Raw genomic sequence first — 11,998 nt, forward strand, 5'->3', positions numbered from 1 at the left:
CGTGCCCACCATCTTCGCTTATGAGTGTGTTGGTGGGCACGCGGAGTTTATCATCGGGCGCGCATTCGCGCGACCCGTTGGCTTTGTCCACCTACGACTTAGCCGAACTTCTCATGCAATGCCGGCCATAGCCGGTCCGGCTTGAACGGCGTCGCCGTGAAGCGGATGCCGGTGGCGTCGGCGATGGCGTTGCCGAGGGCTGCGGCGACGGGGTTGTAGGGGCTTTCGCTCATCGATTTCGCGCCCATCGGCCCCAGCGCGTCGGAGGTGTCCGCGAACAACACTTCGGTGCGCGGGACGTCGGCGAACGACGCCAGATGATAGTCGCGGAATTTGGCATTGGTGACGCGGCCGCCTTCGTCGATAACCATCTCCTCATAGAGCGCGGCGCCCAAGGCTTGCGCGACGCCGCCTTCGACCTGGCCGCGGCACTGCATCGGATTGGCGACGCGGCCGGCATCGGCGGCCTGCACGCTTTTCAGGATCTTGAGTTCGCCGGTGAATTTGTTCACGGCGACGCGAAAGCCCTGCACGTTGAACGCAACCGAGCGCGGCGTGCCCGACGAAGTGCCGGTGGCGCTCAACGTCTTGCCGAGCGATTGCGCTGACGCGGCGAGCAGGGCGTAGGGTGTGCGGTGTCCGGCGCATACCGTCGCGTCGTTGTCGAGGGAACACGCGTCCGGGTTTTCGCCCAGCAATGATGCCGCGTATTGCTTCAACTGATCCGCCAGTGCCTCGGCCGCCGCCTGCGTCGCGTTGCCCGCGACAAAAATGCCGGCGCTGCCATAGGCGCCGGTGTCGTGGCCGCCATGCGCGGTGTCGGATTGGCGCAAAAAAATGCGATCGACGGTCGTCGCCAGCGCGGATGCTGCGATCTGGCGATGCACGGTGCTGGTGCCGTTGCCGAACTCGGCGGTGCCGACCGTCAGCTCGAAGCCGCCGTCCTCGCGCAACACAATGCTGCAATCGGCAAAATGCCCGGCCGGCGGCACGGTGTCGATCATGGTCAGCGCGATGCCGTCGCCGGTCAGCCAATCCGCTGACAACCCGGTCTTCGGTGTATCCGCGGCCATCGCGCGCTCGACCAGGTCGAGGCACTGATCGAGGCCGTAGCTGCCATATTGTATGTCGTGATACTTGGATTCCGGCGGTGAGCGCATGGGATCGTCGGGTTTTACGATGTTGCGGCGGCGCATCTCGAACGGGCTGATGCCGAGCTGCTTTGCCAGTTCGTCGATGGCGGCCTCGACCGCGATCAGGGTTTGCGGCAGGCCGTAGCCACGGAACGCGCCGGAAGGCACGGTGTTGGTGTAGGTGGCCACACCGTCGACCTTCTTGTTCGGACAAATATAGACGCCGAGGGATTCGCCGACGGAATGAAACAGCACCGGCCCGGCGTGGTTGCCATAGGCCCCGGTATTGGAGAGCACGTCGAGTTGCAGCGCCGTGAGCTTGCCGTCCCAGTCGGCGCCCGCTTTCACCGTGACCTGCATCGGGTGCCGCGTCGATGTCGCGATGAATTGTTCCTCGCGCGTCAGCTCGAATTTGACCGGGCGGCCGGTCTTCAGCGCCGCCAGTGCAAGGATGTCCTCGACGAACATTTCCTGCTTGCCGCCAAAGCCGCCGCCGACGCGCTCGCAGAACACCCGCACCTTGTCGGCCGGCAAGTCAAAGAGATCGGCCAGGGTTCGCCGGGTCAGGAACGGCACCTGCGTGCTGGAGCGGACGTTCAGGATGCCGTCGGCATCGACCCACGCCAGGCCGCCATGGGTTTCCAGCGCGGCGTGCTGCACACGCTGCGTCGTGAAGTGACCCTCGTAGCTGACCGCGGCCTGCGCCAGCGCGGCCGCGACATCGCCGAACTCGCCGTGGATTTCGGCCACGATATTGCGGGCCGCGTTGGCAACGCGGTGCTCGGTCGTCTTGTCGCCGTGCAGCACGGGTGCACCAGGCGCGATCGCCGCCACGGGATCGATCACATCCGGCAGGATGTCGTACTGAACCTTGAGGCGGCGGCAGCCTTCCTCGGCGGCGGCTTCGGTTTCGGCGACCACGGCCGCAACCTTCTGTCCGATGAAGCGGACGACATTGTCGAGCACCCGCGTATCGTCCGGGTCCATCCAGTCCCATTCATGCCGCGCGGTCGAAAACAGCCGGTCTGGCACGTCTTCATAGGTCAGCACGCTGTGTACGCCGGGGACGCCGAGCGCCACGCTCTTGTCGATCGCGATGATCTTGGCGTGCGGATGCGGCGAGCGCAGCATCTTGATGTGCAGCAAGCCGCCCAACGCGACATCGAACGTATAGCGCTCCGCGCCGCGCACCACCCGCGAGCCCGCGGGCGCGGGCAGGCTGCGGCCGAACGCGGTGCCGGCGCCGGCGTCCTCGACGTTGCTCTTGCCGTCGAGCGCGTCCTCGATCGAGCGATAGCCGGTGCAGCGGCAGATATTGCCTTTCAAGGAGGCGCCGAGGTCCTGCCGCTGCGCCTGATTCAGCGAGGCACAGGTCAGGATCATGCCCGATGTACAGAAGCCGCATTGAAAGCCCTGCGCGTCGAGAAACGCCTGCTGCATCGGATGGAGGTCGCCTTCGGGCGCAAAGCCTTCGATCGTGGTCACGGCATGGCCGTCGGCGCGGAACGCCGGGATCAGGCAGCTATGCACCGGTTCGCCGTCGAGCAGCACGGTGCAGGCACCGCAATCGCCGGCGTCGCAGCCCTTCTTGACGCCGAAATGCCCGAGCTCGCGCAGGAAAGTCCGCAGGCATTGGCCCGGCTGCGGCGATTCGGAGAACGCTCTGCCATTGATCTCGATGGTCATGGCAGCACTCCTGGCAGCGCCTGCAGTTCGCCGCGGATTTCCTCTGCCAACCGCAACGTCATGGCCTTGCGCCACATCGGCTTGCCGTGGAAATCGTTGTGATAGAGGCTGTCCGGGATACGCTGCAGGATCGCTTCACGAAGGCCCTTTGCTGCTGGGATGCCGGCAAAGACAAGTTGAATCGGCCGTGCGGTAGACGCCGTCACCGTCAGGGCCATTCCGCCGTCACTGCTCACGCTGCCGATCAACAGCGCCGCCGAGCGGCCGACCGGCGTCAGCGAAATCTGACGGAAGGCCGAGCGCCGCTTCAGCGCCGCGAGCGGTATATCTATCTGCCGCAGCAGATCGCCGGACGCGAGCACGTTGCGCTGGTCGCCGGTGACGAACTCGGCCACCGCAATCTTCCGCTCGCCGCCGCCGGCTTGCCAGATGGTGCAGACGCCATCGAGCGCCGCGGTCAGCGAGATCATCGGTCCCGCCGGCAGCGACATGCAGATGTTGCCGCCCACGGTTGCGGTCTTCCAGATCTTGAACGAGGCGAGAAACGCGCGGCAGCACTGGTTGATCAGCGGCGCGGCGGTCCATTCCGGCGGACAAGCCAGCGCATCGAGCTGCGCCACCGTGCAGGTGGCCGCAATCGACAACCCGGTTTCGCTGACCGTCAGCGCCGGCCATTTCAGGTCGGTGAGATCGATCAGCCGGCGGAGGTGCGCCTGCGGTTCCGAGAACAGCCAGGTCCCGCCCGCGAGCCAGGCGTCGCCTGCCGTCCAAACGGGCAGTTGTTCCCGCGTGGCCGGGTGCGCAACGGCGTGGATGGTGTTCAGGTCCATGGATAGGCTAACGCTTTCAAGTGGATGCATCTGCGACTATGAAGTGTTGCAAGACCAGCGCCAAATGCCAATGCCGTTGGGATGGTCTTTGCATGGCAGAGCAGCGGCGCTTTCCGCAAATCAGGTGGGATCATGGACCAAACCCAGGCGATATGGATCAAGGATCCGCTTTCCATTCTCGCCGACGGCGCCCAGCGTGGTGTCGTGGTCCGCGGCGGCAGGATCATTGAGCTGGTGCCGCGCGGCCGCGAACCCGTGACATCAGATGCCGCCGTGTATGACGCCAGCGCCCACGTCGTGCTGCCCGGGCTGATCAATACCCATCATCATTTCTACCAGACCCTGACCCGGGCATTGCCGGCCGCGCTCGATCGCGAACTGTTCCCGTGGCTGCAGGCGCTCTACCCGGTCTGGGCGCGGCTGACGCCGGAATCGCTGCATCTCGGTGTCACCGTGGCGATGTCGGAATTGCTGCTGTCCGGCTGCACCACCACGACCGATCATCATTACGTGTTTCCGGCCGGGCTGGAGGACGCCGTCGATATCGAGGTCGCGGCCGCCAAGCAGCTCGGGATGCGCGTGCTGCTGACCCGCGGCTCGATGGATCGCTCGCAAAAGGACGGCGGCCTGCCGCCCGACAGCGTGGTGCAGGACGAGGATACGATTTTGGCCGACAGCGCGCGCGCGGTGGCAAAGCACCACCAGCGCGGCGAGGACGCGATGGTGCAAATCGCGCTGGCGCCATGTTCGCCGTTTTCGGTGACGACCTCGCTGATGCGCGCGACCGCCACATTGGCGGACAAACTCGACGTCCGCCTCCATACGCATCTCGCCGAAACCGAGGACGAGAACAAATTCTGCGAGCAGATGCATGGCTGCCGGCCGCTCGACTATCTCGAACAATGCGGCTGGCTCAATGCGCGGACCTGGCTGGCGCACGGCATCTTTTTCAATGCGGACGAGATGAAGCGGCTCGGCAGAGCGAAAACCGCGATCAGCCACTGCGCCTGCAGCAACCAGATTTTGGCGTCCGGCTGCTGCCCGGTCTGCGAGATGGAGGAGGCGGGGGTTTCGATTGGCCTTGGCGTCGATGGCTCGGCCTCCAACGACGGGTCCAATCTGATGCAGGAAGTCCGCGCCGCCTTCCTGTTGCAGCGGGCCCGCTACGGCGTCGGCCGTGTCAGCCACAGGGACGCGCTGCGCTGGGCCACCAAGGGCTCGGCGGCCTGCATCGGACGTCCTGAGTTAGGTGAGATCGCGGTCGGCAAGGCGGCCGATCTGGCGCTGTTCAAGCTCGATGAATTGCGCTTCTCTGGTCACGGCGATCCCTTGGCAGCGCTGGTGCTCTGCGGCGCGCACCGTGCCGATCGCGTGATGGTCGGCGGCAATTGGGCGGTCGTCGATGGCGCCGTCCCGGGCCTTGATGTGCCGGATTTGATCCGCCGCCACAGCGCCGCCGCCCGCGCGATGCAGATGGGGTGAAGTAGTCTGCTCCCTCGCCCCGCGCTTGCGGGGAGAGGGTTGGGGTGAGGGGCTCTCACCACGAGTCAGATGTGAATTGTCTTGCGAGCGCGGTCTTCCGAAAGCGTCAATGTGGGAACAGTGTGCCTCGCCCCTCACCCGGATCGCACCGGACGATGCTTCGCATCGCCGAGGCGATCCGACCTCTCCCCGCAAAGAGCGGGGAGAGGTAAGAGGAAAGGCTCCCCTCACTTCCCCGGAATCTTCTCATCAATACCCTTCACGTAGAAATTCATCCCCAGCACCTGGCCGTCGTCGAGATGGGTGCCGCCCTTGCATTCGACTTCCTTGCCGTCCTGGCCGACGATCGGGCATTTGAATGGCTGCAGCTTGCCTTCGATGATGGCCGCTTCGGTGTCCATCGCCAGCTTCTTCACGTCGTCGGGCATGTTAGTATAGGGCGCCATCACGACCAGCTTGCTCTTCAGGCCGCCCCAGAAATCTTCCGACTTCCAGGTGCCGTCGAGTTCGGCCTTGACGCGCGCGATGTAGTAGGGGCCCCAATTGTTCATGGTCGAGGTGAGCTGCGCCTTCGGCCCGAACTTGATCATTTCGGAATCCTGGCCGAACGCCAGCTTGCCGCGCTCGGCGGCGACCTGCATCGCGGCAGGGCTATCCGTGTGCTGCATGATGATGTCGGCGCCCTGGTCGATCAGCGCCTTGGCGGCATCGGCTTCCTTGCCGGGGTCGAACCAGGTATTGGCCCAGATGATCTTGACCTTGATGTTGGGATTGATGGTCTGCGCGCCGAGCATGGTGGCGTTGATGCCCGAGATCACTTCGGGGATCGGGAACGAGGCGATGTAGCCGAGCACGCCCGACTTCGACATCTTGGCGGCGATGATGCCCTGGATGTAGCGGCCTTCGTAGAACCGTCCCGAATAGGTCGCCACGTTCTTGTCGCGCTTGTAGCCGGTGGCGTGTTCGAAATGCACGTTCGGATATTTTTTTGCGACCTTCAGCGTTGGCTCCATGTAGCCGAACGAGGTCGTGAAGATCAGCTTGTTGCCGGCGCGCGCCAGCTGTTCGATCGAGCGTTCGGAGTCCGGGCCTTCGCTGACATTTTCGAGGAAGGTAGTCTCGACCTTGTCGCCGAATGCCTTGACCATCTCCAGGCGGCCGAGGTCGTGCTGGTAGGTCCAGCCGAGATCGCCGACCGGGCCGAGGTAGATGAATCCGATCTTGAGCTTGTCGGCGGCGGAAGCACCGAGGAGGCCGGCTGCAGTGGCGAGCACCGCCGCGGTTGCTGCGATGAGAATCTTTTTCATGGATTTCTCCGTTTCCTGACGGGTGGACGTTGTCTTCCCGATGCGCGGCGCCCCGTCGCGCGCACTTCGGGCATGTTTAGCGGTCGGGCACGAACACGGTCCCGAGCGCCGCAGGCGCGGTCGAGCCGCCGGTTCGTGCACGTGATATCAGAACGAGGACGATGATGGTCGCGAGATACGGCAGCGCCGACATCAGTTGCGAGGGGACGCCAATGCCCCAACCCTGCGCATGAAGTTGCAGGATCGTCACCGCCCCGAAAAGATACGCGCCGATCACGAGGCGCCCCGGCAGCCATGACGCGAACACGACGAGTGCCAGCGCGATCCAGCCGCGCCCGGCCGTCATGCCGGGAATGAAGAACGGCGTGTAGGCGAGCGGCAGATAGGCGCCGGCCAAACCAGCACAGCCGCCGCCGAACATCACCGCGAACATCCGGATCCTGAGCACGGGATAGCCGAGCGCATGCGCTGACGTGTGGTTGTCGCCCGCGGCGCGCAGAATCAGCCCCGCCCGCGTCTTGTAAAGGAAGAACCAAACGCCAATGACCAGCGCCAGCGAGAGATACACGAAGGCGTCCTCGCCGAACAGGATGCGTCCGACCAGCGGGATATCGGTGAGGCCGGGAATATGGAGATGCGGCGCCAATGAAATCTTTTCGCCGACGAAGCGGGAGCCGATCAGGCCGGACAGGCCGACGCCGAGGATGGTCAGCGCGAGGCCGGTGGCGACCTGGTTGACCGCAAGCCCCAGCGTCATCAGCGCGAAGATCAGCGACATCAGCACGCCCGCGCCGATGCCGCACAGCGCACCGATCATGACCGAACCCGACAGCCAGGCGCCGCCGAAGCCGCAGGCCGCGCCTACGATCATCATGCCCTCGACGCCGAGGTTGAGCACGCCGGCGCGTTCGGTCACGAGTTCACCGGTCGCAGCCAGCAGCAGCGGCGTGGACGCCGCGAGCACCGCCAGGATGATGGCTTCAACGAGCCCCATGGGACACCTTTGGTGACGCGAAAACGAGCTTGAACCGGTAGAGGATGAGGGAATCGCAAGCGAGCACGAAAAACAGCAGGATGCCCTGGAACACCTTGGTGACGTCCAACGGGATTTTCATTGCGATCTGTGCCTGCTCGCCGCCGATGAAGGTGAGTGCGAGGAAAAGTCCTGCAATTAATATTCCAACCGGGTTCAATCGCCCGAGGAATGCAACGATGATCGCCGTAAACCCGTAGCCCGGTGAAATGCCGGGCTGCAGATGTCCGATCGGACCTGCGACCTCGATGATCCCGGCCATGCCCGCCAGTGCGCCCGAAATCGCGAAGGCGAGTAGGATCAGCTGGTTCGAATTGAAGCCGCCGAAGCGCGCGGCGCGCGGTGCGGCACCGACGACGCGGATTTCAAAGCCCTTGATGGTCCGGCTGAGCAGCACCGCGCCCGCCGCGACCACCACCAGCGCAATGACGCCGCCGAGATGCAGCCGGCCGCCCTCGATCAGCACCGGCACGGTCGCGACCGGATCGAACGCGGCGGTGGTCGGGAAATTAAAACCCTTGGGATCGCGCCACGGGCCGCGCACGAGGTAATCCAGCAGCAGGTCGGCGACATAGACCAGCATCAGGCTGGTGAGGATTTCGCTGGCGCCGAACCGGACCTTGCAGATCGCTGGAATCAGGGCGTAGAGCGCGCCGCCGACGGCCCCCAGCAGCAGCATCGCCGGCAGCACCCACGGGCCGGCGTCGGTGCCGTTCGTCTTCACGGCAAGCCAGCTGCCGGCGACGGCGCCGATCAAAAATTGTCCTTCGGCACCGATGTTCCAGGCATTGGCGAGATAGCACAGCGACAGGCCGATCGCGATCATCACCAGCGGCGTCGCCTTCACCGCGATCTCCTGCAGCGAATAACTGTCGATGAGGGGATCGATGAAGTAGACGCCGAGCGCGGTGATGGGATTCTTGCCGAGCAACGCAAACAGGACGCTCATGGTCACGAGCGTCAGGCCGATCGCAATCAGCGGCGAGACCAGCGCGATCGCGTTCGACCGTTCGGCGCGCTTCTCAAGCACCAGCTGCATGCGTCGCTTCCTTCGGGTCGAGACTGCTGCCGCCCATCAGCAGGCCGAGCTTCTCGCGGCTCGCATCCTCCGTTGCCATCGGCTTAGAGAGGCGGCCGTGGAACATCACGGCGATGCGGTCGGTGATCTCAGTGAGCTCATCGAGGTCCTGGCTGGTGACCAGCACTGCCGCGCCGGTGGCGGCAAGGTCGAGCAGGGCCTGACGGATCACGGCGGCGGCACCGGCGTCGACACCCCAGGTCGGCTGGCTCACCACCAGCACCACGGGATTGCGCAGGATTTCGCGGCCGACGATGAACTTCTGCAGATTGCCGCCGGAGAGGCTCGCCGCCTCGGGATCGCGCCTGGCCTTGCGCACGTCGAAAGCTTCGGTGGCGCGGTCGACCGTCGCCAAAGTCGCGGCGCTGTTGACGAAGCCGTGCTGGACCATGCCGCTTGCGGCGTGGCCGGTCAGCAGCGCATTCTCGGACAGCTTCATGCGCGGCGCGGCGGCATGGCCTAGTCTTTCCTCGGGAACGAAGGCCGCGCCGAGCTTGCGCCGCGCCGTGATCGAAAGATGCCCCGCGGCGTGTCCGTCGATCACGACGGTGCCGGGATCCTGCGCCAGCCGCTCTCCCGACAGCGCCGCGAACAGTTCGTCCTGGCCGTTGCCGGCCACGCCGGCGATGCCCAGGATTTCGCCACCCCGGAGTTCGAAGGCGATGTGCTGCAGCCGCACGGCGTGGGGATCGTGAGGTTCGAGATTGAGGTCGTTGACAACCAGTCGCGGCACGGTCGTTTGCCGGCTGGCGGCTGCCTTCACCTGCCTGATCTCGCCGCCGACCATCATGCGCGCGAGCGAGGCGGCGGTCTCCGCCTTCGGGTTGCAGGTCGAGATCTTCTTGCCGCCGCGCAGGATGGTGGCGGTGTCGCACAGCCGCTTCACCTCTTCCAGCTTGTGGCTGATGTAGAGGATCGCGCGCCCCTCGGCCTTGAGGCGATCGAGCACGGTGAAGAGCTGGTCGGCCTCCTGCGGCGTCAGCACCGCGGTCGGCTCGTCGAGAATCAGGAATTTCGGATTCTGCATCAGCGCCCGCACGATCTCGATGCGCTGGCGTTCGCCGACCGACAATTGCCAGACCTCGCGTTTTGGATCGAGCGGAAGTCCGTAGACGCGTGATACCTCCTCAAGCCGCGCCGACATGTCCTTGAAGGATTCCCTGGCGTCGAGCCCGAGGGCGACGTTTTCCGCGACGGTGAGATTGTCGAACAGCGAGAAATGCTGGAACACCATGCCGATGCCGCGCGCGCGGGCGTCAGATGGTCCGGACAGCACCATCTTCTCGCCCTGCCAATGCATCTCGCCTTCGCTCGGCTGGATCAAGCCGTAGATGGTTTTGACCAGGGTCGATTTGCCGGCGCCGTTTTCGCCGAGCAGGGCGTGGATCTGCTGCGGCCAGATCTGGATATCGATCGCCTCGTTGGCGAGGAAATTGCCATAGCGCTTGGTCAGGCCAACCGTCCTGAGCAGCGGCGTGGCACCGGCGTGCGGCGCGGTGGGCGTCGAATCCAGCATTCGTGGTCACGCGTCCCAAGGAGTTCCTAAGCAACGGATGCCGCGATACTGGGCTAGTTTAGGCGCGCGCGTAAGTAGGGAAAATGCGCCAGCGCTTGCTCAACGCCTCGGCACGCGACGGCATCTGTGGTTTTCACTTGCTGCGATGTTGAAGTGTTTGCGGATCGCGGTTCGGCATTCGGCTTCGGCGCAAGCGCCGGATCGCATGTTGCAGAATTATTACGGTCCAGACAAATCGAACCTGCTTGGGCAGTCCTGACGCGAAGTTGAGCAGCTTTGTTGCCGCGAAATACGCACTGCGGGAAACGCCGCATTCACGCGGGTCGGCCTGTTCGCCTTGCGCCAGATCGTCGCAGAAAGGCTACCGGCAAAGGCATAAGCCGAAAGAATCATACTCGACCGTAGGTTGCTTCGTCTTCCATTCGACCCGCCGGCCCGGCGCACAAAGCGCCGATACGCCTGACGTTCTTGATGAAACTTGCGTCGAGCCATGGGGAAAGTTGAGGCTTCTCACTTTATTCGATGCGCGCAACGTTTGCTTCCAGGGGCTCGATCATTCGATCGTCAAACTGGGGGTAACTGGGATGTCTTCGTTTCGCAGAACATTGGCAGCAACGGCGCTGTCACTCGTAACGCTGGTATCGGCCGGCTATGCCGGCGCCGCCGATCTCACGGTCAAGGCGGTAAAGCCGGCGGCCGAGGTGCCGTTCTTCTTCGTGATCGACAACCGCGTGTCGTTCTCGTGGATGCCGAAAGGCACCGATCCCGGCATGTACACCGTCAACCCGAACGGCTCGGTCGACGGCACCACCGCCAAACAGGTCTACTCGTTCACCCATTTCGACGCCTGGGCCTACGGCACCAACTTCTTCACCATCTCGATGTACAAGTCAGGCCACAACGATCCGGCCTCGCCCTGCGTGGCGCCTGGGCTGCTGATCACCGGCGCGCCGGGAGATTGCGCCGGCGCCACGGAAATCTACGGCCTGTTCCGCTCGACCTTCGGCTTCAACGAGATCTTCAACACCAAGGCCTTCACCATGGGGCCGCTGCGCAATGTCTCGTTCGAAGTCGGCATGGATGCCAACACCGAAAACAACTTCCTGGCGCCGGCCAAGCGCGACGTCGTCGCCGGTCTGCAGTTCGCGTTCGACCTGCCCTACAAGGGCTACATCAACGTCGCGCCGCTGATGTATTGGGAATACTCCAACCACAACGCCTTCACCCAGTGCGGGCTGTTCGGCCCCGGGATTCCCGGAACCACCTGCAACTCAGACGGCAACGTCTCGTACCGGCCGACATGGGCGGTCGAAGTCAACTATTACATGGACCTCGGCTTCCTGCCGCCGAACATGCAGTTCTTCTCGATCAGCGGCCGCGCCGGTTGGTATGGACCGAAGGGCGATTCGAACGGCCTGCCTGCGCTTTCGGGCCCCGGCCGGTTCTCGACCGCCTCCAAGGTCGAGCTCAACAGCGAGCCGATCCGCCTGACATTCGATGCCAGCAAGGCCTTTATGGGCCCGAAATATTCGCACTTCGTCGACCTCTGGGTCGCCTATCGCTACTGGCAGAACAAGTTCGGCCTCGACCACAATGCGATGCCCGGCGTCTGCACGCTCGCGGCCAACGGTGTGAGCACCAACTCCTGCACCGAATCGACCGTCTATGGCGGGGTGACCGTGAAGTTCTGATCGCCTGACCAGCCCCAGGCGATAAGCGATGGCGCCGCGATGTTTCCCGCGGCGCCATTTTCTTGTCTCGTCATGCCCGGCCTTGCCGCCTTCGCTAAAGCTTCGACGGGCCGGCCACTCATGGCCTCGTCGAAGCCTTGGCGGAGACGGGTGCCTGCATGCACGTCTGGGCTTCAGCTTGTAGGGTGGGTAGAGCGCAGCGAAACCCATCACCTTACGGGGATAGATGATGGGTTTCGCTG

At 64.2% G+C, this 11,998-nt stretch carries 8 protein-coding genes; 2 read left to right on the forward strand and 6 right to left on the reverse strand.

Annotated elements, in window-relative coordinates:
- Positions 1–98: 98 nt before the first annotated feature.
- Both ACSQ84_RS35235 and ACSQ84_RS35240 read right to left on the reverse strand, forming a co-directional pair.
- A complete protein-coding gene (locus tag ACSQ84_RS35235) occupies positions 99–2,819 on the reverse strand; it encodes a molybdopterin-dependent oxidoreductase (RefSeq protein ID WP_436216351.1) in 2,721 nt (906 codons plus the stop codon).
- Positions 2,816–3,649, reverse strand: coding sequence for an FAD binding domain-containing protein (locus ACSQ84_RS35240; RefSeq protein WP_436216352.1), 834 nt, complete (start codon positions 3,647–3,649; stop codon positions 2,816–2,818). Before ACSQ84_RS35240 ends, ACSQ84_RS35235 begins: the two co-directional genes overlap by 4 nt.
- Before the next feature lie 132 nt (positions 3,650–3,781).
- On the opposite strand from ACSQ84_RS35240, the gene ACSQ84_RS35245 reads away from it, so the two are divergent.
- A complete protein-coding gene (locus ACSQ84_RS35245; RefSeq protein ID WP_436216353.1) occupies positions 3,782–5,131 on the forward strand; it encodes an 8-oxoguanine deaminase in 1,350 nt (449 codons plus the stop codon).
- 227 nt (positions 5,132–5,358) lie between these two features.
- On the opposite strand, the gene ACSQ84_RS35250 is transcribed toward ACSQ84_RS35245, so the two are convergent.
- From ACSQ84_RS35250 to ACSQ84_RS35265, 4 genes are all read right to left on the reverse strand, one after another.
- Positions 5,359–6,438: a BMP family ABC transporter substrate-binding protein gene (locus ACSQ84_RS35250; protein WP_436216354.1), complete on the reverse strand. Its 1,080-nt coding sequence runs from the start codon at positions 6,436–6,438 to the stop codon at positions 5,359–5,361.
- A 76-nt stretch (positions 6,439–6,514) separates the two neighbouring features.
- Positions 6,515–7,432 carry an ABC transporter permease gene (locus tag ACSQ84_RS35255; protein WP_436216355.1) on the reverse strand — a complete coding sequence of 306 codons (918 nt, stop codon included), beginning with the start codon at positions 7,430–7,432 and terminating at the stop codon, positions 6,515–6,517.
- On the reverse strand, positions 7,419–8,510 hold the full coding sequence (locus ACSQ84_RS35260; RefSeq protein ID WP_436216356.1) for an ABC transporter permease: 1,092 nt from the start codon (positions 8,508–8,510) through the stop codon (positions 7,419–7,421). The genes ACSQ84_RS35255 and ACSQ84_RS35260 overlap by 14 nt, the downstream gene beginning before the upstream one ends.
- Positions 8,494–10,065 carry an ABC transporter ATP-binding protein gene (locus tag ACSQ84_RS35265; protein WP_436216357.1) on the reverse strand — a complete coding sequence of 524 codons (1,572 nt, stop codon included), beginning with the start codon at positions 10,063–10,065 and terminating at the stop codon, positions 8,494–8,496. Before ACSQ84_RS35265 ends, ACSQ84_RS35260 begins: the two co-directional genes overlap by 17 nt.
- Positions 10,066–10,649: 584 nt before the next feature.
- Here ACSQ84_RS35265 and ACSQ84_RS35270 point away from each other — a divergent pair.
- Positions 10,650–11,756, forward strand: a complete 1,107-nt coding sequence (locus ACSQ84_RS35270; RefSeq protein WP_436216358.1) for a hypothetical protein — start codon at positions 10,650–10,652, stop codon at positions 11,754–11,756.
- Positions 11,757–11,998: the final 242 nt, after the last annotated feature.

Origin of the sequence: Bradyrhizobium sp. LjRoot220 (assembly GCF_964252915.1) — a bacterium.
Classification (GTDB): Bacteria; Pseudomonadota; Alphaproteobacteria; order Rhizobiales; family Xanthobacteraceae; genus Bradyrhizobium.

Bases quoted from the DNA above. Each gene is read 5' to 3' on its own strand.
- ACSQ84_RS35235 (WP_436216351.1), bottom strand. From the start codon at position 2,819: ATGACCATCGAGATCAATGGCAGAGCGTTCTCCGAATCGCCGCAGCCG.
- ACSQ84_RS35240 (WP_436216352.1), bottom strand. From the start codon at position 3,649: ATGGACCTGAACACCATCCACGCCGTTGCGCACCCGGCCACGCGGGAA.
- ACSQ84_RS35245 (WP_436216353.1), top strand. From the start codon at position 3,782: ATGGACCAAACCCAGGCGATATGGATCAAGGATCCGCTTTCCATTCTC.
- ACSQ84_RS35250 (WP_436216354.1), bottom strand. From the start codon at position 6,438: ATGAAAAAGATTCTCATCGCAGCAACCGCGGCGGTGCTCGCCACTGCA.
- ACSQ84_RS35255 (WP_436216355.1), bottom strand. From the start codon at position 7,432: ATGGGGCTCGTTGAAGCCATCATCCTGGCGGTGCTCGCGGCGTCCACG.
- ACSQ84_RS35260 (WP_436216356.1), bottom strand. From the start codon at position 8,510: ATGCAGCTGGTGCTTGAGAAGCGCGCCGAACGGTCGAACGCGATCGCG.
- ACSQ84_RS35265 (WP_436216357.1), bottom strand. From the start codon at position 10,065: ATGCTGGATTCGACGCCCACCGCGCCGCACGCCGGTGCCACGCCGCTG.
- ACSQ84_RS35270 (WP_436216358.1), top strand. From the start codon at position 10,650: ATGTCTTCGTTTCGCAGAACATTGGCAGCAACGGCGCTGTCACTCGTA.